Source organism: Micromonospora sp. NBRC 110037 (genome assembly GCF_001652995.1).
Classification (GTDB): Bacteria; Actinomycetota; Actinomycetes; order Mycobacteriales; family Micromonosporaceae; genus Micromonospora; species Micromonospora chalcea.
The window spans coordinates 413855-434554 of sequence record NZ_BBVA01000006.1; the positions used below are offsets into that span (position 1 = coordinate 413855).

Genomic DNA, 20700 nt, shown 5'->3' on the forward strand with positions numbered 1-20700 from the left:
ATCGCCAGGAGCCTGTTGATGGACGCCGTGTTCTCCGTACCCGAGCCGCTCAACGAGCCGGTCCACTCCTACGAGCCCGGCAGCGCCGACCGGGAACGGCTCCAGCGGCGGCTGGCCGAACTGGCCGCCGAGCGGATCGAGCTGCCCATGACGATCGCCGGCGAGCGGCGGATGGCCGGCGGCGCGTCGATCGACGTGGTGCAGCCGCACAAGCACGCGCACGTTCTCGGCGTCACCGGGCACGCCACCCACGACGACGCCCGCGCCGCGGTGCAGGCCGCCAAGGACGCCGCGCCGATGTGGCGCGCGCTGCCGTTCGAGGAGCGGGCCGCGATCTTCCTGCGCGCCGCCGACCTGCTGGCCGGCCCCTGGCGGGACACGCTCAACGCGGCCACCATGCTCGGCCAGTCCAAGACCGCCGTGCAGGCCGAGATCGACTCGGCGTGCGAGCTGATCGACTTCCTGCGCTTCAACGTGCACTTCGCCCGGCGGCTCCTGGCCGAGCAGCCGCTGTCCTCGCCCGGGGTCTGGAACCGCCTCGACCACCGGCCGCTGGAGGGCTTCGTCTACGCGATCACCCCGTTCAACTTCACCGCGATCGCCGGCAACCTGCCGTCCGCGCCGGCCATGCTCGGCAACACGGTGGTCTGGAAGCCGTCCCCGACGCAGCAGTTCGCGGCGCACTTCACGATGCGCCTGTTCGAGGCCGCCGGCCTGCCGCCCGGCGTGATCAACATGGTCACCGGCCGCGGCGAGGAGGTCTCCGAGGTGGTGCTCGCCGACCCGGACCTGGCCGGCATCCACTTCACCGGCTCGACGAAGGTGTTCCAGCACCTGTGGAAGACCGTCGGCGACAACATCGCCCGCTACCGCGGTTACCCCCGCCTGGTCGGCGAGACCGGCGGCAAGGACTTCGTGGTCGCGCACACCAGCGCCGACGTGGACGCGCTGCACACCGCGCTGATCCGGGGCGCCTACGAGTACCAGGGGCAGAAGTGCTCGGCTGCCTCGCGCGCGTACGTCCCGCGGTCGATCTGGGAGGGCGGGCTGCGCGACCGGCTCGCCGCCACCGCGGACTCGCTGACCTACGGCGACGTGACCGACTTCAGCAACTTCGGTGGCGCGGTGATCGACGACAAGGCGTTCGGCCGGCACACCGCCGCGCTGGAGCTGATCAAGGGTGACGACTCCTGCCGCATCCTGGCCGGCGGCACCGCCGACGACTCGGTCGGCTACTTCGTCCGGCCGACGCTGTTCGAGTGCTCCGACGCGGCGCACGAGACGTTCACCACCGAGTACTTCGGGCCGATCCTCGGCGTGCACGTCTTCGACGACGCCCGCTTCGACGAGGTGGTCACCCAGGCCGAGTCGATCGCGCCGTACGCGCTGACCGGGTCGATCTTCGCGACCGACCGCCGGGTGGTCGACCAGGTGGCGGAGAAGATGCGGTACGCGGCCGGCAACTTCTACATCAACGACAAGCCGACCGGCGCGGTGGTCGGGCAGCAGCCGTTCGGCGGCGCCCGGGCCAGCGGCACCAACGACAAGGCGGGTTCCTGGCACAACCTGGTCCGCTGGATGTCGCCTCGGACGATCAAGGAGACGTTCGTTCCGCCGACCGATCACACCTACCCGCACATGGGCTGAGACGCTCGAAGAGGGCCCGTCCCGGCCGGGACGGGCCCTCTTCCTCATCCGACAGTGCACATCGGACCGGTCCGCGGGTGCCGAAATAGGCAAATCCTGGACGCCAGAGCCGACAAAGTGGCAGCTTAGAGGGCATGGCGGATTCCGGAGTCAACCCGACGGCGGCAGCTTTGCTCGGCCTGCTGCACGACGGCCCGATGACTGGCGGCCAGTTGATGGCCGCGGCTGAGCGCCGGCTGGCGCCGTACTGGTCGATGACCCGCAGTCAGGTCTACCGGGAGCTACCGGTCCTGGCCGAGAAGGGTCTGGTGCGTCTCGGCAAGCCCGGGCCGCGCATGAGTCAGCCGTACGCGCTGACAGCTGCCGGTAAACGGACATTCTCCCGCTGGCTGGCGGAGAATCCCGGCAAGGACACCATCCGTAACCCGATAGCGCTACGGATGGCGTTCGGCAACCTGCACTCGGCGAGCCAGCTCAAGAACCTCTACGCGACGGCGAACGAGTACCACACCGAGGCGCTGGCGGCGGTGCGGGAGCAGGTCAAGAACGCCAAGAAGGAAGGCGAGAGCTACGACGCCAGCGCGCTGGAGTTCGCCGTCGCCTACCACAAAGCGGCGCTGTCCTGGCTCAAGACCGCGCCGGTCGGCTGACCACCTGCAGCAGGTTGAGGGAACGACGCAGTAGTCTTGTCTGTCGTGACCGCTGCCGATTACGCCGAACAGCTCAAGGAACTCGACGCCACGCTGCGCAACATCGAGGCCGTGCTCGACCTCGACAAGCTGCGCGAGCAGAAGGCACGGCTGGAGCAGGAGGCCTCCGCGCCCGACCTCTGGGACGACCAGGCCAAGGCGCAGCAGGTGACGTCGCAGCTGTCGTACGTCAACGGCGAGATCACCAAGCTCGGCGACCTGCGCTCCCGGCTCGACGACGCCGGGGTGCTGCTGGAGCTGGCCCAGGCGGAGGACGACCCGGGCGCGCTGACCGAGGTCGAGTCGGAGATCGCCGGGCTGACCAAGGCCATCCAGGAGATGGAGGTCCGCACGCTGCTCTCCGGCGAGTACGACTCGCGGGAGGCGCTGGTGGCGATCCGGGCCGGGGCCGGCGGCGTGGACGCCGCGGACTTCGCCGAGATGCTGCTGCGGATGTACCTGCGCTGGGCCGAGCGGCACGGCTACCCGACCGAGGTCTACGAGACCTCGTACGCCGAGGAGGCGGGCCTGAAGTCGGCCACCTTCACGGTGAAGGTGCCGTACGCCTACGGCACGCTCAGCGTGGAGTCCGGCACGCACCGGCTGGTGCGGATCAGCCCGTTCGACAACCAGGGTCGCCGGCAGACCAGCTTCGCCGGCGTCGAGGTGCTGCCGGTCACCGAGCAGACCGACCACATCGACATCCCGGAGAACGAGGTCCGGGTGGACGTCTACCGGTCGTCCGGGCCGGGTGGGCAGAGCGTCAACACCACCGACTCGGCGGTGCGGCTGACCCACATCCCCACCGGCATCGTGGTGACCTGCCAGAACGAGAAGTCCCAGCTGCAGAACAAGGCCTCCGCGATGCGGGTGCTCCAGGCCCGGCTGCTGGAGCGCAAGCGGCAGGAGGAGGAGGAGAAGATGGCCGGCCTGAAGAGCGGCGGCACCAGCTCCTGGGGCGACCAGATGCGCTCGTACGTCCTGCACCCGTATCAGATGGTGAAGGATCTGCGTACCGAACAGGAGACGGGCAATCCGTCCTCGGTCTTCGACGGTGACCTGGACAGCTTCATCGAGGCGGGAATCCGCTGGCGGAAGCAGCAGCAGCTCAGCGCTGACGGTGCGTGATCACGTTCGGACTGAGCGCGTCATCGATCCCGTTCTGACCGGGTAAATCGATGACGCGCACCGCTTCGGCGGGCCTGGGGGCTTGGCTCTGCGGTTACACCGCGTAGACTACCGACCCGTGATTCAGCTTGAGCAAGTGACGAAGACGTACCCGAAGGCGTCCCGGCCTTCGCTCGACAACGTGTCCGTCTCGATCGAGAAGGGCGAGTTCGTCTTCTTCATCGGTCCATCCGGCTCCGGCAAGTCCACCATCATCAAGTTGCTGCTGCACGAGGTCACGCCCAACAAGGGTCGCGTCGTCGTCAACGGCAAGGACGTGACGTCGATGCGTTCCTGGAAGCGACCACACTTCCGGCGTTCCATCGGCTGCGTCTTCCAGGACTTCCGGCTGCTGCCGAACCGCACCGCGTACGAGAACGTGGCGTTCGCGCTGGAGGTGATCGGCAAGACGAAGGCGGTCGCCCGCCGGGTCGTGCCGGAGGTGCTGGAGCTGGTCGGTCTCGGTGGCAAGGAGCACCGCTACCCGCACGAGCTCTCCGGTGGTGAGCAGCAGCGTGTGGCGGTGGCCCGGGCGTTCGTCAACCGGCCACTGATCCTGCTGGCCGACGAGCCCACCGGAAACCTGGACCCGGACACCTCGATCGAGATCATGCGCCTGCTGGACCGGATCAACCGCACCGGCACGACCGTCGTGATGGTCACGCACGACTCCAACATCGTGAACCAGATGCGGCGCCGGGTGATCGAGATCGAGAGCGGCCGCATCGTGCGCGACCAGGCCCGCGGCGTCTACGGCTGAGCCGTACGACGTTCCGTAGACCCTGACGACGAACCCTCACGCCGGAGAGCCGGAGGAATATCCCGATGCGGATGAAGTACGTCCTGTCCGAAGTACTGGTCGGGCTGTGGCGCAACGTCACCATGACCATCGCCATGATCATCACAATGGCGGTGTCGCTGTTCATGCTGGGCGGCAGCGGCCTTCTGTACCAGAAGGTCGGCGACATGAAGGACCTCTACTACGAGAACGTCGAGGTCTCGATCTTCCTGAAGACCGACGCCACCAAGGAACAGGTCGACGCGCTGGGTCAGCAACTCGACCAGGACCCGCTGGTCAAGGACTCGACGTACGTCAACAAGGACCAGGCGTACGAGCGCTTCCAGCAGATGTACGCCGACGCCCCGGACCTGGTCAGCGCGGTCAAGCCGGACCAGCTTCCCGAGTCGTACCGGGTGAAGCTCAACGATCCCGAGCAGTACAAGGCGATCTACGACAAGTACAAGACCGCCGAGGGCATCGACACGATCGTCGACCAGAGCAAGCTGCTCGACAAGGTCTTCGGCGTGCTCAGCGGCTTCCAGAACGGCGCGCTCGCGATCGCTATGGTGATGGCCGTCGCCGCCCTGCTGCTCGTCGCGAACACCATCCAGGTGGCCGCGTACAGCAAGCGGCGTGAAGTGGCGGTCATGAAGCTGGTCGGCGCGTCGAACTGGTTCATCCAGGCGCCGTTCGTGCTGGAGGCGGTGGTGGCCGGTCTGTTCGGCTCCATCCTCGGCCTGCTGGCGTTGATCGCGGTGAAGGTGCTCGCGGCCGGCAGTTCGATGGCGGCCCTGGAGGGTCTGATCACCCCGATCTCCTGGTCCGACATCTTCCTGACCTTCCCGCTGATGGCCGCCGTCGGTGGCGTGGTCAGCGCGGTCACCGCCTGGGTCACGCTCCGCTTCTACCTGCGGGTCTAGTCACCCGTCCGGCTCCGGCAAGGGCCCTCCCGCGCGGAATAAACCGCGCGGGAGGGCCCTTGTGGTTCCGGTAGCATGATCTTCGCTCGCCGGCCGGTGGCCGGCGACGGACCGGGAGGGAGGTGGCGCCGATGCCACGGGAAAAGGGTCGCAAGGTGGTCGCCTCCAACAAGAAGGCGCGCCACGACTACGCCATCCTCGACACGTACGAGGCGGGCATGGCGCTGACCGGCACCGAGGTGAAGTCGCTGCGGGCCGGGCGGGCGTCGCTCGTCGACGCGTTCGCCCAGGAGCGGGACGGCGAGATCTACCTGCACGCCATGCACATCCCGGAGTACGCCCAGGGCACCTGGACCAACCACGAGCCGCGGCGTACCCGCAAGCTGCTGCTCAACCGGATCGAGATCGACCGGCTGCTGGGCAAGCTCAAGGAGAGCGGCCTGACGCTGGTGCCGTTGCAGGTCTACTTCTCCGACGGCTGGGCCAAGGTGGAGATCGGCCTGGCCCGGGGTAAGAAGTCGTACGACAAGCGCCAGGACCTGGCCAAGCGGGACGCCGCCAAGGAGATCGCCCGGGCGGTCGGCCGGCGCGGCAAGGGCATGGCTGAGTGATACGTCCGGTTCGTCCGGCTGTCCGCGTCGGGCGGGCCTCGGGATGAATCTGGTTGCGCCAGGCGTTAGGCTTGGTGTGCTGCCGACAGGGGCAGCGCTTCGAGGGGGTGACTGGTTTCGACTTCGTACGCAGCGACAGGGGAAGCGAGCCGAGGAAGCCGACGTCGTCTCGAGAATCGGTCGTCGGAAACCAATAAGCGCCAAGAACAATCGCGCTGACTTCGCTCTCGCCGCCTGAGGCGAGTAGCAAGTCTGTCGGCCTGGGAGCGCCTTCGACCCAGTTAGCCGGCATCAGCTAGAAGGCTGGCCAATCGGACCCGGTCGCGGGGTCCGTGCGGCGAGATCAATCAGCGACTGGGCCCGTCACACCAACTTGCTCGCGTGAGCGGTGGGGCCGAGTAGAGGCACAGCGAGCTGCGCTCGGAGAAGCCCTGACAAACCGGCGAAGGACCCGGGTTCGATTCCCGGCACCTCCACTACACGGCCTGTGCGCCCCGGTCCACGAGGACCGGGGCGCACAGTCGTCTGAGGCCTCTGAGCCTGCCGGGGCAGATGGTGCCAATGTGGCAGATGAGGCGCGTCGCAGCGCTGGACAGGGCCGCGCACCGGGTCCACCATCGCCATACGGGTTCGCCCAGCAGCGGGAGGTGTCCCATGGTCACCAGTCCGATCCAGCAGCCGATCTCCGTGCTCCCCACCGCTCCCGGTGACCTGCGCGCCCTCGCCCGGGCCACCGGCGGCCCGCGCTGGCGGGAGCGCCTGCTCACCGACCTCGACCCGGTCCGGCGGGGCTTCACCGAACACGTCCGTGTCACCGAAGGGCCGGGAGGCCACTACGCCGACCTGGTGCGCGCCGCGCCGCGGCTGCACCGGGGCGTACGCCTGCTGGTCGCCGAGCACGCCGCGATCCTGGCGGCGCTGGCCGCGCTCCAGCACACGGTCCGGCTGCCCGGGGCGTCCGCCGCCCAGGTGCGGGCCCGCACCGTGGACCTGCTGCGCGCGCTCGACCGGCACCGGCGCCACGGTGCCGACCTGCTCTGGGAGGCGTACCAGGCCGACCTCGGCGGCGAGGACTGAGCCCGGGGGAACCGGCCGGGACGGGCCGGCGTCCAACCGGTATGCGTCGCGTGCTCGCCCTGCTCGGGATCTCGTTGCTGACCCTCTCCGCCTGCGCCACGCCCGGCGCCGCTCCCGTCCGGACGCCGCCCACCGGCCCGGACCAGCGGCCCGCGTTCACCGAGCGGGCCGAGGAGGTCGCCGCCGGCTGGCGACCCGGGCCGGGCTGGCGCGACGGGTACGTGCCGCTCCAGGACGCCACTGTGCTCACCGGCGACCCGGGCTTCACCGACGAGACGAAGGTGGCGTTCGGAGCGGGCTGGTACCGGGACCAGATCCCGATCCCGGCCGCCGTGCCGAAGGACGGCACGATCCGGTTCCCCGACGGCACGCTGCGGGTGCCGCTGGTCAGCGCCGCCGACGCGTACGCCCAGCTCCGCCAGGGCGACCCGCCGCCCTGCGACGGGCGCCCCGCCGCGCCCGACCCGGCACCGACCGGACGGCCCGGCCCGAACGACCCGGTGTCGACCTCGGCGCCGACGCCGTGCGTCCCGCTCACCGTGACCGAGGTACGGCTGGGCAGCGCGCCGGTGTGGACCAGCCGGGGCCGCGCCGACGTGCCCGCCTGGCTGTTCACCGTGGACGAGCTGGCCGTACCCGTGGCCCGGATCGCCGTCGCGCCGCGCGTGACCGGCCGGGCGCCCGGCGGTGCGGTGCCCACCCGGCCGCTCCCGGCCGGCCTGGTGTCCGCTCAGCAGTTGCGGGCGGTCGAGGGCAACCGGATCGACTACGTGCTCGGCGTCGGCGCCTGCGACGGCCCGCCCACCCCGCTCGTGCTGGAACGGCCGGACGTGGTGGTGATCGGCGGCGCCGTGATCGCCTCCACCGGCGTCTGCACCGCGCAGCTCGTGCTGAAGCCGGTCAGCGTCACGCTCGACGCGCCGCTCGGCGGCCGGGCCGTGCTGGACGCCGCCAGCGGCGCCCCGCTGATTGTCCAGCCCGGCTGAGTCTCAGAGGATCCGTGGCACGTCGGTGCTGATCGGCACCGGCAGCACCGTCGGCCGGTCCGCGGCCAACGCGGCGGCGAGCGCGGTGCCGAGCCCGTCCAGCGTGGTCACCGCACCGGCGCAGCCGTAGCCGTGCGCCACCGCCGTCACGTCCAGCCCGGGCAGGTCCAGCGCGGGCACACCAGGGGTGTGCTTCAGCTCGGCGAACGCCTTCAGGATCGCGTACTGCTGGTTCACCGGAACCACGACGGCGAGCGGCAGGCGCAGCCGCGCCGCCGTCCACAACGCCTGGACCGAGTAGTGGAACGAGCCGTCGCCGACCACCGCGACCACCGGGCGGCCCCGCCCGGTGTCGCGTTCGGCGAGCGCCATGCCGACCGCCGCCGGCAGCCCGAAGCCGAGCCCGCCGCTGGCCATCGTCAGGTACGAGCGCGGCCGCTCGATCGGCAGCCGGCGGCGCAGCGCGGCCAGGTTGGACGGCGACTCCTGCACCAGCACCCCGTCCGCCGGCCACGCGGCGGCCAGCGCGGCGAACAACGCGTCGGCGCTGGGCGGGTCAGCCTGCTCCGGCGGGGCCGGCTGCGGGCGCGGTGACGGCGCGGGACGGTCGGCCGCCGGCAGCAGCTCGCACAGCGCGGCCATGGTCAGGCGGGCGTCGCCGAGCAGGCTGTCCCCGACCGGGGCGCGGGCCGCCTCGTCCGGGTCGTCTGTGACGTGCAGCAGCCGCGCGTCGCCGGGCAGGTAGTCGCCCGGCACGTGCGGGTAGTAGCGGAACACCGGCGCACCCACCACCAGCACCACGTCGTGGCCGCGCAACGCCTCCGACAGCGGCCCGATCGCGTACGGCAGCACGCCCCGGAAGTGCGGATGCCGCTCGGGGAACACGGCCCGCTCCGGCGCCGGGGCGGCCCAGACCGGGGCGGCCAGACGCTCGGCCAGCGCCACCGCGTCCGGCCAGGCGTCCGACCGGTCCACCGCCGCGCCGAGCACCAGCGCCGGGGCACGGGCGGCGGCCAGCGCGTCGGCGAAGCTCCGCAGCCGGTCCGGGTCCGGCGCGATCCGGGTGGCGACGGTACGCACCTGCGGCGGCGGGTCGGCCGGGCGGTCCCAGTCGTCCATCGGCACAGAGAGGAAGACCGGCCCGGCCGGTGGCTGCACCGCCGAGGCGTACGCCCGCATGAAGGCCGCCGGGATGTCCTGCGCGCGGGCCGGCTCGTGGGCCCACTTGACGTACGGCTGGGCCAGCTCGACCGCCCGGGGGCTGGCCAGGCGCGGCTCGATCAGCAGCATCTCGCGGGTCTGCTGGCCGGCGCTGACGATCAGCGGCGTCCGGTTGTGCCAGGCGGTGACCAGGTTGCCCATGCCGTTGCCGGTGCCCGGCGCGGTGTGCAGGTTGACGTGCGCGGGCCGGCCGGTGCCCTGGGCGTAGCCGTCGGCCATCGCGACCGCCGACGCCTCCTGCAGCGCGTGCACGTAGTGGAAGTCGGCCGGGAACTCCTGCAGGAACGGCTCCTCGGTCGAGCCCGGGTTGCCGAAGACCGTGGTCAGCCCGAGCGCGCGCAGCAGGTCGTAGGTCGCCTCCCGCACCGTCGCCATCGCCGGCTGCCTCCGTCCTGCCTGCGGATGCCGGAGACGGCCCGGTGCCCGGTCCCCCGACCAGCCGAATCTATCGGGCCGAGGCCGACTTTTCGGGCGCTTCCCGCGCTCAGGGCAGCGGGAACGGCAGCTTGATCCCGTCCAGCGCGTGCCCGCACCCGCACTCCCGCTCGGCGGGCAGCGCCGCCACGGCGTCCAGCAGCAGCCCGCGCAGCCGGTCGGTGTTCTCCGCGAAGACCCGGAACACCTCCTCGTGGGTGACCGACTCGCCCGCCTCGACGCCCGCGTCCAGGTCCGTCACCAGCGCGATCGACGTGTAGCAGAGGGCCAGCTCACGGGCCAGCACCGCCTCCGGGTGGCCGGTCATGTTGACGATCGTGCCGCCCATCGAGGCGAACCAGCGCGACTCCGCCCGGGTCGAGAAGCGTGGACCCTCGACCACCACGACGGTCCCGCCGTCCACCGCCGGCACGCCCCGACCGGCCGCCGTGTCCAGCAGCGTGCGCCGTCCCACCGGGCAGTACGGATCGGCGAACGACACGTGCACCGCGCCCCGGTCGTAGTACGTCTGCACGCGCCCGCTGGTGCGGTCGATCAACTGGTCCGGCACCACGAACGTGCCCGGACCCAGCTCCGGCCGCAGGCCGCCCACCGCGCAGGGTGCCAGCACCTGGCGTACGCCCAGCGACCGCAGCGCCCACAGGTTCGCCCGGTAGGGGATCAGGTGCGGCGGGTAGCGGTGATCACGCCCGTGGCGGGGCAGGAACGCCACCCGGCGACCGCCCACCTCGGCGACGGTGATCGGGCCCGACGGCTCGCCGTACGGGGTGTCCACCACGTGCTCCACCCCGTCGAGCAGGGCGTAGAGACCCGACCCGCCGATCACCGCCAGTTCGGCCTGCGCCGCCATCCGACCCTCCCTCGATCCGTCGTGATCACCCGCCGTCAGACCTTAACCAGCGGGCCGGACGCAGGCTATGGTGCGTGACATGGCGTTGACAGGATGGACGGTCGACGGCCTCGGGCCCGTACGGGCGCACGGCTGACGGGTGTCGGACATGCAGAGTGAGGGGCAGGCGATCGGTGGCCGAGCCATGGAGTCGATGACCGGACGACTGCTGGTCGCGACACCAGGGCTCAAGGATCCGAACTTCGACCGTACGGTCGTGCTGCTCGTCGCCCACGAACCCGGCGGCGCCCTCGGGGTGGTGCTGAACCGCGCCACCGAGGTCTCGGTGGCCGACGTGCTCGGCGACTGGAGCGACCTGGCCCGCGACCCGGCCGTGCTGTTCGAGGGTGGCCCGGTGCAGCCCGACTCCGCCATCTGCCTGGCCCGGATGCGGCACCCCGTCCGGCCGGTCAAGGGCTTCCACCGCGTCTCCGGCGCGGTCGGCACCATCGACCTCTCGGTCGACCCGGAGAAGCTGCGCGAGGCGGTCGGCGGGATCCGGGTGTTCGCCGGTTACTCCGGCTGGGGCGCCGGACAGGTCGAGCGCGAGATCGAGGAGGGCTCCTGGTTCGTGCTCGACGCGCTGCCCGGTGACGCCTTCGTCGACCGGCCGGATGATCTCTGGCCGATGGTGCTGCGCCGGCAGGGCGGCATGATGGCGGCGGTGGCCCACTTCCCGCCGGATGTGGCACTGAACTGACCCCCTCGGTGGGGGACCCCCGCGAGATGACCATGCGGGGCGGCGTGTGTATAGTTCTTCCCGTGCCCGGGCGACCGGGGACGATCGCAAGGGGCCGTGGCGCAGCTGGTAGCGCACCACACTGGCAGTGTGGGGGTCAGGGGTTCGAGTCCCCTCGGCTCCACCCTTGAAGCAGGTCAGCGGCCTGGTCGAGTAATCGTCGACCGGGCCGCTGATTCGTTGGAACGTGATCACGCTTTCTCATGAGCCTTGCGTGCTGCATCCAGAAATCGAGCCTTGTCGGCTGCTGCCCACATGACCGGCGCACTGCGCCCTTCTTGTTCCCCCTTGCCGCTACCCGCAGGCCGGCAGTCTGGCAGTCGCCCAATGTCTGCGGTCGACGAGCGAACCATGCGTTCGTGGGGCGACGCACGGACGGTGTCTGCTGACGTCATCAGAGAAATCCTGCTCGGTCGGGCCGGGCAGCATGTAGATCCCCGAGGGCTCCGGCTGCGTGGCGCGCGCATCGCCGGGCGCCTCGACTCGAGTATGTGCACAGCGATGTGCGGCTTCATTTGATCATGACCGCCATAGGAGCATCGGGATGCCGAGGTGTTCTTGATCAGTCTTCAGCTGCGCACCTAGTGGTATCGAAGAACGGGCTGGCGATCGCGCTGAGCAATTGCCTGGCCGGTGCAAAGTTTGGATCCACGTGGCGGCCGAGGATGACGGCGGCAACGGTGGCGGCACCGGCGACCTTCAGTGCGTGCGCCAGGGACTGTGTTCGCGCCCCGGTCGTCCAGGTGTCCTCGAGGATCAGCGCATGAACGGGCGCAAGCGAAGTGGGGAGGGACGGCTTGAACCAGTCGGCGTGAAAGTCGTGATCCTCCGGACCGTAGCTCGGGTTGACCGTGCTGTTGATCCAGGGCAGCCGGAGCCGGTCGCCGACAAGGTCGGCAAGCGGATGTGCGCCAGTGCGGCTGCGGGTGCTCGGGACGGTGATGACGTGCGTTGGGGAGGCTCCCGTACTGGACGTTATACACGCGAGATGGTCATGCAGGAACAGCAGCAGGAGCGCAAGCAAGCTTCGCCGAGCCTGCTCGGACGGAGCTGTGCCCTTGTACGTCCGGAGGTTGTAGTGGTGTTGCCAGGTGCGTGGCGAGTAGGAGATCGGTAGTACGAGGTCCGCGAGAAGGCCCTGGGACCGAGCGACGTGGGACTGGCAGCGGAAGCAGAGCGAGTAGCCCTCGTTCCGTACTCCCCGGCACGTCGGGCAGATCCAGGGGTGTGCCGGTAACGGGTTGCGCAGGTAGCCGCGCTGGACCTCGACGTGCCGGCTGATGATGGTCCAGCGCTGGTCAGCGGAGGGCGAAGTCAGGGAAGTTCTCCAGGCCGGCGTCGGTGGGCTGGTAGCTGAGGATGTCGTCGACGGCTTCCAGCAGCTGCGCGGTGCCGTGGACGACGTAGACGCCCGGGTTCTCGGCGAACGTCTTGGCCCAGTCGCACCGCATGACCTGGCTCGTCAGCACGACGGGACGGCCGTGCTGGAGGGCGAGCCGGGCCTGGATCCGTGCTCCGCTGGTCTCACCCGCCTCGACAACGACCGTCGCGACTGCGTACCCGCTCATGACGGCGTTGCGCATGGGGAAGCTCTGCCTGCTCGGCGGGGCGTCCGGCCAGAACTGGGAGATGACGAGCCCGACCTCGGCAATGTGGTCCTGCAGGCGCTGGTTCGCGGAGGGGTAGTACCGGCGGATCCCGGTGCCGATGACCGCGACCGTTCGCCCACCTGCCTCCAGCGCAGCTGAGTGTGCGGCGGTGTCGATGCCGGCGGCCAGCCCGCTGACCACGGTCACCCCGCGGCCTGCCAGGGTGGTGGCGACGGCTCGGGCGATCCGCAGCCCTTCCTCGCTGGCCTTGCGACTGCCGACGACGGCCACTGCCTGGTCGTGAACCCGTAGATCACCTCGGCTGAACAGGAGCGGTGGCATCTCCCGGATGCCGCGCAGCTGTGCAGGGTAGGTGTCTTCGAAGAAGGCGTGGACGCCGACTCGATCAGCTTGCCAGCCGGTGATCTCGGCGACGGCAGCGCTGATCAGCTCGGTGGTTGAATTCCCGTCCGGAAAGAGCGTGTCGGAGTGGCCGACCGTACGGTCCAGGACTGCCCTGGCGCTGCCGTTTTCCTGGATGTCGAGAGCGATCTCCGACCAGCGCGCGCGAGGCCGGCGAAGTAGCGCGACCAGGGAGGCCCGCTCGATCGTCGCCGTGTCCATGGGCACGATCGTAGGCCCTGGGCTGCGTTCCTGGCTCAGCCATCCTGGCCTGTGTTGATGACGAGAACCCCCGGCGGACGTCATCGCTAGAACGTATGTTCGATTCTGGCTGGAATCAAGAGCGGACCGACACTGGGCGACCGATCCTGCTTCCCCTTGCTGTCCAGGTGAGCGAAGGCTGGGGTTCGGCGGCGGCGCAACACCGCCGCGCTCGATCGGACGGCACGCCTTCCTTGCCTGGCAAGAGCGCCGCCGTGTTGAACGACCGGCGGGAACAGCGCGGGCCGAACGGGAGCCGTCATCGGTAGATGCGCCGTACCGGCCGATGCCGTCATCGAGGACGGCCCGAAAGCAGGATCATCAGGTGGTGGCTCCGGGGGATGATCATGAGCGTCCGCCCGTGATCCGACCGTGAGGGAGAGCACCGTGAACGACGCCATCCGCATCCGCCAGGCCGGTCCGGACGACGCGGCCGTGGTGGACGCCCTGGTCCGGGAGATCGCGGCCCACGAGGGGGAGAGCGAGCACGTCGGCGCGACCCCCGACCGGTGGCGCGAGGTGCTCGGCCGCGCCGACGTGACGGTCCTGCTTGCCGAGCGGGACGGTGAGACGCTCGGCTACGTCTCCGCGCAGCGGCGGCTGCACATGTGGAGCGGTGAGGACATCCTCGCGCTCGACGATCTGTTCGTCCGCGCCGAGGCCCGCGACGGTGGCGTGGGCCGGCGGCTGATGACCGCGCTGGCCGAGCGGGCCGCCGCCGAGCGGCTGGTCATCCGCTGGGAGGTGAAGCCGGAGAACGAGGCGGCACAGCGGTTCTACCGGCGGCTCGGCGGGACGCTCTACCCGAAGGTGGTCGTCCGCTGGCTGCCGGAGAGCTACCTGCCGCTGATCGAGGACAAGGCGTAGCGGCTCAACCGGCCGCCCGGCCCGCGAGCACCAGCGCCCAGCACAGCGCGCCGAACCCCGCAGTGCTCGCCACCGCCCGGACCACGTTCCAGGTGACCCAGGCGGACTCGAAGCGCTCCCGTGCCGCACCGAGATCCGCAGAACCGGCCGCCGCGAGCGCGTCGTTCAGCGGCACGTTCACCGCCACCGTGACGACGAACATCACCAGGTAGAGAGCAAGCCCGACGACGATCCACGGCAGCGCCGGCCGGACCGCCCCGCGCCACGCCAGCACCGCCGCGAGCGCGGCCAGCACCGGCGTACCCAGGAAGGCCAGCAGGAACCAGCCGTTGACGATGGTGACGTTGATGCGCTGCATCGCGTCCACGAACGTGCGGTCGTCCGCGCCGCGCAGCGCCGGCATCACCGCGTACGCGAACGCGGCGAACAGGCCCGCCATCAGCCCGGCCCCGACTGTGGCGCCGACCAGCGTCAGTTGTTGTACGAGTCGCATGTCCTCATCGAACCGCCGCGCGGTGAGACGGCCCATGGCCAGGACGCGCGATCCTGTGTTCAATCGTCTCCGTGGACGCCGTCTCCGGCCTGCTCGACGGTCCCCGGGCGCGGGGCGCCTTCCTGCTGCGCTCGATCCTCACGCCGCCCTGGTCGATGCTGATCCGGGACGAGGCGCCGCTCACGCTGGTCGCCGTGGTGCGGGGGGACGCCTGGATCGTGCCGGAGGAGGGGGAGGCCGCGCGGCTCGGCGACGGTGACGTGGCGATCGTGCGCGGCCCGGCCCCGTACACGGTGGCGGACGACCCGGCCACGACGCCGCAGGTGGTAGTGCACCCGGGGCAGCGCTGCACCACGCCGGACGGGCGCGAGCTGTTCGCGATGACGCGGTGGGGCGTACGCACCTGGGGCAACGGACCGGACGGCCGGACCGTGCTGCTCACCGGCACGTACCCGGTGCGGGGCACTGTCGGGCGGCGGCTGCTCGACACGCTGCCGCCGCTGGCGGTGGTCCGCCGCGAGTCCTGGGACTCTCCGCTCGTGCCGTTGCTGGCCGACGAGATCGTCAAGGACGACCCCGGCCAGGATGCGGTGCTGGACCGCCTGCTGGACCTGCTGCTCATCGCCGCGCTGCGGGAGTGGTTCGCACGGCCCGGGGCTGCCGCGCCGGGCTGGTACCGGGCGTACGCGGATCCGGTGGTCGGCCGCGCGCTGCGGATGCTGCACGACGACCCGGCCCGGCAGTGGACGGTGGCGTCGCTGGCCGCCGAGGTGGGGCTGTCGCGGGCGGCGCTGGCCCGGCGGTTCACCGCCCTGGTGGGCGAGCCGCCCATGTCGTACCTGACGGGCTGGCGGCTGGCGCTCGCGGCCGACCTGCTCCGCGAGCCCGGCGCCACTGTCGGCGCGGTGGCCCGCCGGGTCGGCTACGGCAGCTCGTTCGCGCTGAGCACCGCGTTCAAACGCCGGTACGGCACGAGCCCTCGTCGGCACGTCGACGGGGCTAGATTGACCGGATGACTGTCGACCTGTTCGCCGGCGTCCCGATCCACGACATCGCCGTGTCGACGGCCTGGTACGAGCGGCTGCTCGGCGCTCCGCCGCAGTTCCTGCCCAACGACCACGAGGCGGTGTGGGAGCTGGCCGAGCACCGCTACCTCTACATCGAGGTGCGGCCCGACCACGCCGGTCACGCCATGCAGACTGTCTTCGTCGAGGACTTCGACTCCCGTCTCGCGGCGATCGCCGCCCGAGGGTTGGAGCCGGCTGCGCAGGAGACCTACGACAACGGCGTCCGGAAGGCGATCTTCCACGACCCGGACGGCAACGAGATCGGCTTCGGCGGCGGCCCCGCCTGACCGGGCCGCGGCGATCCGCGGCCCGGTCGGCGACGTCAGCGTGGACCGCGCGTCTTCGGCAGGTCGAACTGGTCCGCCCGGCGGCAGTCCTTCGGGCCGCCGACCGCCTGCGGGCCGACCTCCTCCAGTGCCTTACGGGCGCGCTGCCGACCGAGGTTCCAGGCGTACCAGGGGTCGGGCTCGGCGAGGTCGTCGGCGATCCAGCTCAGCGTGCACCGGCGTACCGGGTCGGGAAGCTTGGCCAGCGACGGCGTCGCGTCGGCGGACAGCGCCCGCAGGTACCAGGCGTCGATCTTGCCGGTCTGCTCGTACCGCAGCGTGTTGCGGCGGGCGACGTAGTCCTCCGGGTTGAGCACCGCCAGGCCGAGCAGCATCGTCACGGCCAGCGCGACGGTGGCGCCGGGAATCCACCGGCCCTTGAACCGGACGCCGGCCAGGATGATCATCAGGAAGACCGTGCCGAGCAGCATCTCGAACGCCATCACGAAGATCCGCTCGCCGGTGAAGCTGTAGACCTTCTGGTACGTCCACATGCGGGACAACGCCGACGCCACGATCACCACGCTCAGCGCGCTGATCAGCCCGAGCAGCACACGCAGCAGGACGCGCTCGACCGGCCGCTCCCGGCGCGCCCAGCGGCCCACGCCGCCGAGCACCGCCACCGTCAGCAGCGTGACGAAGAGCAACTGCCAGAAGCCGCTGCGCGCGTACTCGGCGTAGCTGAGACCGGCGACCCGCTGCACGTGCTGCTGCCCGCCGAAGAGCACAGTGAACTGCACCACCACGAACCCGGCGAACAGCAGGACGAGCGCGCCGATGGCCGGGGCCCACTCCAGCAGGCCGATCCGTCGCTCGCCGGACCTGTCCACGGTGGACAAGTCGGGCGGCGCGGCGAGCGTGTAGACCGCGGCCACCGCGATCAGCCCGCCCACCACGGCCAGGAACACCCAGCTGAACACCGAACCCATGTCGGTCTCGGGAACGAGCGAGCCGAGCGCCTCGGAGAACGCCGCGTCGGCGGAGGCGAGCAGACTGCCGAAGACCACGAGCACCACGACCGTGGCGACCACCGAGACGGTCACCTTGCTCACCGTCGCCGCCGACGCCGAGGCGGTGACGTGCCGGCGTACCCAGGGCAGGCCGCGTAGCGCCGCGAACGGCGTGGCGACCAGGCCGAACAGGATCGATCGCACCAACCGCCCGCCGACGATCGCGAGGGTGGCGCAGCCCAGCGCGCCGAGCACGCAGAACGTCACGAGCCACCAGGCGTTGCGGAACGCCGGCACGGCCATCAGCGCCAGCGCGGCCGCCGCCCACCCGGCCCGGATGAGCCGGTCGGCGCGCGGCAGGTCAGCGGTCTTCGACCGGATCGCCAGCACCACCGCGACAGTGAGCGTGAGCCACCCCAGGAACCAGCCGACGCCGACCCGGCCCAGCGGCACGAAGGCCGCGCCGCCGACTGCGCCGGCCAGCACCGCGAGCGGCACGGCCCGGCCGGTCGCCGCCTTCGGGCCGGGCCACCGCGCGCCGAGGAACGAGGTCCGCGGCGTCGGCGGTCGCGGCGTCCAGACCGGCGCCTGCGGGTGGCCGGTCCACCCGACACCGGGGTACGGCGGCGCGCCCACCGGCCGACCGGGAGGCTGCGGCATCCCCGGAGCGTGCGGTGTGACCGGCGCGGGCGACGCGCCGGGGATCAGCGCGGGCGACGCGCCGGGGATCGGCGGCGTGCTCGGGGTCCCGGGCCGGCCGGAAGCGTGCGGCGTGCCGGGCGCGCCGGAACCGGCCTGCGGGTGCCCACCCGGTGCGCCCGAACTGGCCAGTGTGCCGGAGCCGGCTTGCGGGTTCGGCTCATCCGACGGGGACGAACCCGGGGCGGCAGGCGAACCGGTGGCCGGAGCCGTCGTGCCGGCGCCCGAGGTGGACGGACCCGCCGATGCGGCGTCCTCGGCAGCCGAAGGGGTTCCGTCGGCTCGGGTGGCGGCAGGCCGGGCCGCCGGAGCGGCGTCCGGCGTGGCGGCGACGGGCTCCGCCGGACGGTCGGCCGGTGCGGTGGCGGGCTCCCCATGATCAGCCGCCCCCGTCGAACCGTCCCCGGCCGGGGACACGCCCGCGCCTGCGGAAGCCGGCGGCGTCTTGGCGACGTCGCCGGTGGTGGGGGAGAGGGCGGCATCCTCCACCGGGGAGCGTTCGACGGCCGGTGCTGTCGCCTGGGCAGGCACCGCGCTCGGCTGGCCGGCCGCCGGCACCAGCGGGACGAACAGCGCGTACCCCTGGGTGCCGGGCGGGACGGTGACCGGAATCGCCCAGCCGGGCTGCCCCTCCGCGCCGGGCCACGGCACCGGTGGGGGCGCGCCCTCCATGCTGGGCATCACCAGCAGATAGGGCTGGGAAGGTGGGACGTCGCCCGCGGGAGGCCCGTTCGCCGGGGCGGCGCGGGAGGGCTCGGGGGACGGTTCCGGCTCGGGCAAGGGACGCTCCTCGATCACAGGGTTTCGTCACTCTAGGTCCACCCACATGCGCCCCGCCGCCCCGTCTGTCCGTTCGGTCACGTCGGCCCGGCCGATCGGCGCGGATCGAACCTTTGACGTCTCGCGGCCGTACCAGTGCGCGGGAGGTCGATCACATGGCCGCACGCCGCGCGCTCGTCGCGCTCGCCGCCGTCGCCGTGACGGTGCCGCTCGCCGCCACGCCGGCCGGCGCGCACGGTGCGCCGACCAGCCCGCTGAGCCGGGCCGCCACGTGCGGGCCGGAAGGTGGTGGCCGGGCGCGGACGCCCGCGTGCCGGGCCGCGATCGCCGCCGGAGCGGCGGTACGCGAGTGGGACAACATCCGGGTCGCCCGCGTCGACGGGCGGGACCGGGAACGCATCCCGGACGGGGAACTGTGCAGCGGCGGGCTGTCCGCGTACCGGGGGCTGGACCTGCCGCGCGCGGACTGGCCGGCCACCACGCTCACCGCCGGTGCCCGGCACACGTTCCGCTACCGCACCACCATCCCGCACCAGGGCACGTTCCGGTTCTACGTCACCACCGGCTCGTACTCGCCGCAGCGGCGGCTGACCTGGGCGGACCTGGAGAAGAAGCCGTTCCTTCAGGTCACCGACCCGCCGATCCGCTCCGGCGCGTACGAGATGCGGGGGCGGCTGCCGGCCGACCGGACCGGCCGGCACATCGTCTACGTCATCTGGCAGAACTCGGACACCCAGGACACCTACTACTCCTGTTCGGACGTGATCTTCCGGGCGGCACGCGGTGAGCCGGACGCGACACCGGCAGCGCCGGAGGCGAGCGCGTCGCCTCCGCGTACCCTCGCCGGGGCGGCGACCGACGACGAGCCGGCGGTGCCGGTGGCGACGGTGACCGACGGCGGACCGCTGTCCCGGCCGCTCGTGCTCGGCGCGGCGGCGCTCGTCGTCGCGCTGCTCGCCGCGGCCGTGGTCGGACGGCGGCTGAGCCGGGCCGGCGGCCCTCCGCCCGGACGGCCGTGCGGTGTCCGCAACCACCGCGCCGGGCGGCGCCGCGTCTGGTGAGTCAGCCGAGCAGGCCCTCGATCTCGGCCAGGTCGTCACCGGCGAGGTCGAGGTTGTCCAGCGCGGCCACGTTGCCCTCCAGCTGCGCCACGCTGCTCGCGCCGATGATGAGGCTGGTCATGCGCGGGTCGCGCAGCGCCCAGGCGAGGGCGAGCTGGGCGAGCGTCTGACCGCGCCGCTCGGCCACCGCGGCGAGCCCCCGGACCGTCGCCATCGTCTCCTCGTCGAGGTCGGCCTCGTTGAGGAAGACGCTCGTGCGCACCCGGGAGTCGGCCGGGATGCCGGTGAGGTAACGGTCGGTGAGCAGGCCCTGGGCGAGCGGGCTGTACGCGATGCAGCCGGCGCCGACGCCCTCCAGCGTGTCCAGCAGGCCGTCGCTCTCCGTCCAGCGGTTCATCATCGAGTACGACGGCTGGTTGATCAGCAGCGGCGTGCCCAGGTCGCGCAGGATCTCGGCGGCGCGCTCGGTCTGCTCCGAGTCGTAGTTGGAGATGCCCACGTAGAGCGCCTTGCCGGAGCGGACGATCGCGTCGAGCGCGCCCATCGTCTCCTCCAGCGGGGTCTCCGGGTCGAACCGGTGCGAGTAGAAGATGTCGACGTAGTCCAGCCCGAGGCGGCGCAGCGACTGGTCCAGCGACGAGATCAGGTACTTGCGCGAGCCCCACTCGCCGTACGGGCCGGGCCACATCAGGTACCCCGCCTTGCTGGAGATCACCAGCTCGTCCCGGTACGGCTTCAGGTCGCCTGCGAGCAGCCGGCCGAAGTTCTCCTCCGCCGAACCGGGCGGAGGACCGTAGTTGTTGGCCAGGTCGAAGTGGGTGATGCCGAGGTCGAAGGCGCGGCGGACGATGTCGCGCTGCCGCTCGAAGGGCCGGTCCGGTCCGAAGTTGTGCCACAGGCCGAGGGAGATGACGGGGAGCTTCAGCCCGCTCCGGCCGCTGCGCCGGTAGATCATCTCGTGGTAACGGTCGTCGCTGGCGAGGTATGTCACGGGGCCATTCTGTCCGCAGCGGAGTGCGGCCGCAGCGGCGCGGGTACGTTCG

The 20700-nt window shown here is 71.5% G+C and carries 20 protein-coding genes, 1 tRNA gene and 1 other RNA gene; 15 read left to right on the top strand and 7 right to left on the bottom strand.

Going from position 1 to position 20700, the window contains the following annotated elements; all coding sequences use genetic code 11:
* The first annotated feature begins 18 nt into the window (after window positions 1-18).
* The 9 genes from pruA (at window position 19) to A4R25_RS20370 (ending at window position 7878) form a co-directional block, all read left to right on the top strand.
* A complete protein-coding gene (gene pruA / locus A4R25_RS20330) occupies window positions 19-1647 on the top strand; it encodes an L-glutamate gamma-semialdehyde dehydrogenase (protein WP_064447768.1) in 1629 nt (542 codons plus the stop codon).
* Window positions 1648-1781: 134 nt separating this feature from the next.
* Window positions 1782-2297: a PadR family transcriptional regulator gene (locus A4R25_RS20335; protein WP_043326375.1), complete on the top strand. Its 516-nt coding sequence runs from the start codon at window positions 1782-1784 to the stop codon at window positions 2295-2297.
* 45 nt (window positions 2298-2342) lie between these two features.
* Window positions 2343-3464: a peptide chain release factor 2 gene (prfB, locus tag A4R25_RS20340; protein ID WP_043326373.1), complete on the top strand. Its 1122-nt coding sequence runs from the start codon at window positions 2343-2345 to the stop codon at window positions 3462-3464.
* Between the two features lie 118 nt (window positions 3465-3582).
* On the top strand, window positions 3583-4263 hold the full coding sequence (ftsE, locus tag A4R25_RS20345; RefSeq protein WP_013284225.1) for a cell division ATP-binding protein FtsE: 681 nt from the start codon (window positions 3583-3585) through the stop codon (window positions 4261-4263).
* Window positions 4264-4328: 65 nt separating this feature from the next.
* Entirely contained in the window at window positions 4329-5204 is an 876-nt protein-coding gene (gene ftsX / locus A4R25_RS20350; protein ID WP_030501420.1) for a permease-like cell division protein FtsX, read from the top strand.
* Window positions 5205-5335: 131 nt separating this feature from the next.
* Window positions 5336-5815, top strand: a complete 480-nt coding sequence (smpB, locus tag A4R25_RS20355; protein ID WP_030501421.1) for an SsrA-binding protein SmpB — start codon at window positions 5336-5338, stop codon at window positions 5813-5815.
* Window positions 5816-5918: 103 nt separating this feature from the next.
* Window positions 5919-6294, top strand: a transfer-messenger RNA (tmRNA) gene (gene ssrA, locus A4R25_RS20360).
* A gap of 175 nt (window positions 6295-6469) precedes the next feature.
* Window positions 6470-6892 carry a hypothetical protein gene (locus tag A4R25_RS20365; protein ID WP_043326371.1) on the top strand — a complete coding sequence of 141 codons (423 nt, stop codon included), beginning with the start codon at window positions 6470-6472 and terminating at the stop codon, window positions 6890-6892.
* 41 nt (window positions 6893-6933) lie between these two features.
* A complete protein-coding gene (locus A4R25_RS20370) occupies window positions 6934-7878 on the top strand; it encodes a hypothetical protein (protein WP_064447739.1) in 945 nt (314 codons plus the stop codon).
* 3 nt (window positions 7879-7881) lie between these two features.
* Here the strand turns inward: A4R25_RS20370 and mdlC are convergent, their stop codons facing one another.
* Together mdlC and A4R25_RS20380 are read right to left on the bottom strand one after the other, a co-directional pair.
* Window positions 7882-9474, bottom strand: coding sequence for a benzoylformate decarboxylase (gene mdlC, locus A4R25_RS20375; RefSeq protein ID WP_064447740.1), 1593 nt, complete (start codon window positions 9472-9474; stop codon window positions 7882-7884).
* A gap of 109 nt (window positions 9475-9583) precedes the next feature.
* Window positions 9584-10384: an S-methyl-5'-thioadenosine phosphorylase gene (locus tag A4R25_RS20380; RefSeq protein WP_064447741.1), complete on the bottom strand. Its 801-nt coding sequence runs from the start codon at window positions 10382-10384 to the stop codon at window positions 9584-9586.
* 148 nt (window positions 10385-10532) lie between these two features.
* On the opposite strand from A4R25_RS20380, the gene A4R25_RS20385 reads away from it, so the two are divergent.
* The gene (locus A4R25_RS20385; protein ID WP_043330624.1) at window positions 10533-11123 is read left to right on the top strand and encodes a YqgE/AlgH family protein; all 591 of its coding nucleotides are present in this window, start codon (window positions 10533-10535) and stop codon (window positions 11121-11123) included.
* A 90-nt stretch (window positions 11124-11213) separates the two neighbouring features.
* A tRNA-Ala gene (locus A4R25_RS20390) sits at window positions 11214-11286 on the top strand.
* Window positions 11287-11724: 438 nt separating this feature from the next.
* Here A4R25_RS20390 and A4R25_RS20395 read toward each other — a convergent pair.
* A complete protein-coding gene (locus tag A4R25_RS20395; protein WP_223201227.1) occupies window positions 11725-12186 on the bottom strand; it encodes a hypothetical protein in 462 nt (153 codons plus the stop codon).
* A gap of 274 nt (window positions 12187-12460) precedes the next feature.
* Window positions 12461-13375, bottom strand: coding sequence for a DNA-processing protein DprA (locus A4R25_RS20400; protein WP_043326361.1), 915 nt, complete (start codon window positions 13373-13375; stop codon window positions 12461-12463).
* 426 nt (window positions 13376-13801) lie between these two features.
* Between A4R25_RS20400 and A4R25_RS20405 the strand changes: the two genes are divergently transcribed.
* Window positions 13802-14281 (top strand): GNAT family N-acetyltransferase, encoded by a 480-nt coding sequence (locus A4R25_RS20405; protein ID WP_064447769.1) that lies wholly within the window; start codon window positions 13802-13804, stop codon window positions 14279-14281.
* 4 nt (window positions 14282-14285) lie between these two features.
* On the opposite strand, the gene A4R25_RS20410 is transcribed toward A4R25_RS20405, so the two are convergent.
* Window positions 14286-14774 (bottom strand): DUF1772 domain-containing protein, encoded by a 489-nt coding sequence (locus A4R25_RS20410; RefSeq protein WP_064447771.1) that lies wholly within the window; start codon window positions 14772-14774, stop codon window positions 14286-14288.
* Between the two features lie 71 nt (window positions 14775-14845).
* Between A4R25_RS20410 and A4R25_RS20415 the strand changes: the two genes are divergently transcribed.
* Both A4R25_RS20415 and A4R25_RS20420 read left to right on the top strand, forming a co-directional pair.
* Window positions 14846-15790, top strand: a complete 945-nt coding sequence (locus A4R25_RS20415) for an AraC family transcriptional regulator (protein ID WP_082931079.1) — start codon at window positions 14846-14848, stop codon at window positions 15788-15790.
* Window positions 15787-16128 (top strand): VOC family protein, encoded by a 342-nt coding sequence (locus A4R25_RS20420; protein WP_064447743.1) that lies wholly within the window; start codon window positions 15787-15789, stop codon window positions 16126-16128. Before A4R25_RS20415 ends, A4R25_RS20420 begins: the two co-directional genes overlap by 4 nt.
* A 35-nt stretch (window positions 16129-16163) precedes the next feature.
* Here A4R25_RS20420 and A4R25_RS20425 read toward each other — a convergent pair whose 3' ends face one another.
* A complete protein-coding gene (locus tag A4R25_RS20425; protein WP_064447772.1) occupies window positions 16164-18596 on the bottom strand; it encodes a DUF4153 domain-containing protein in 2433 nt (810 codons plus the stop codon).
* Between the two features lie 155 nt (window positions 18597-18751).
* On the opposite strand from A4R25_RS20425, the gene A4R25_RS20430 reads away from it, so the two are divergent.
* Entirely contained in the window at window positions 18752-19657 is a 906-nt protein-coding gene (locus A4R25_RS20430) for a lytic polysaccharide monooxygenase (protein WP_064447744.1), read from the top strand.
* Between the two features lies 1 nt (window position 19658).
* Here A4R25_RS20430 and mgrA read toward each other — a convergent pair whose 3' ends face one another.
* On the bottom strand, window positions 19659-20648 hold the full coding sequence (mgrA, locus tag A4R25_RS20435) for an L-glyceraldehyde 3-phosphate reductase (RefSeq protein WP_064447745.1): 990 nt from the start codon (window positions 20646-20648) through the stop codon (window positions 19659-19661).
* Window positions 20649-20700: the final 52 nt, after the last annotated feature.

Excerpts from the sequence above, each read along its gene's own strand:
- pruA (WP_064447768.1), top strand. The coding sequence starts at position 19 with ATGGACGCCGTGTTCTCCGTACCCGAGCCGCTCAACGAGCCGGTCCAC.
- A4R25_RS20335 (WP_043326375.1), top strand. The coding sequence starts at position 1,782 with ATGGCGGATTCCGGAGTCAACCCGACGGCGGCAGCTTTGCTCGGCCTG.
- ftsX (WP_030501420.1), top strand. The coding sequence starts at position 4,329 with ATGCGGATGAAGTACGTCCTGTCCGAAGTACTGGTCGGGCTGTGGCGC.
- smpB (WP_030501421.1), top strand. The coding sequence starts at position 5,336 with ATGCCACGGGAAAAGGGTCGCAAGGTGGTCGCCTCCAACAAGAAGGCG.
- A4R25_RS20365 (WP_043326371.1), top strand. The coding sequence starts at position 6,470 with ATGGTCACCAGTCCGATCCAGCAGCCGATCTCCGTGCTCCCCACCGCT.
- A4R25_RS20370 (WP_064447739.1), top strand. The coding sequence starts at position 6,934 with ATGCGTCGCGTGCTCGCCCTGCTCGGGATCTCGTTGCTGACCCTCTCC.
- mdlC (WP_064447740.1), bottom strand. The coding sequence starts at position 9,474 with ATGGCGACGGTGCGGGAGGCGACCTACGACCTGCTGCGCGCGCTCGGG.
- A4R25_RS20380 (WP_064447741.1), bottom strand. The coding sequence starts at position 10,384 with ATGGCGGCGCAGGCCGAACTGGCGGTGATCGGCGGGTCGGGTCTCTAC.
- A4R25_RS20385 (WP_043330624.1), top strand. The coding sequence starts at position 10,533 with ATGCAGAGTGAGGGGCAGGCGATCGGTGGCCGAGCCATGGAGTCGATG.
- A4R25_RS20400 (WP_043326361.1), bottom strand. The coding sequence starts at position 13,375 with ATGGACACGGCGACGATCGAGCGGGCCTCCCTGGTCGCGCTACTTCGC.
- A4R25_RS20410 (WP_064447771.1), bottom strand. The coding sequence starts at position 14,774 with ATGCGACTCGTACAACAACTGACGCTGGTCGGCGCCACAGTCGGGGCC.
- A4R25_RS20420 (WP_064447743.1), top strand. The coding sequence starts at position 15,787 with ATGACTGTCGACCTGTTCGCCGGCGTCCCGATCCACGACATCGCCGTG.
- A4R25_RS20430 (WP_064447744.1), top strand. The coding sequence starts at position 18,752 with ATGGCCGCACGCCGCGCGCTCGTCGCGCTCGCCGCCGTCGCCGTGACG.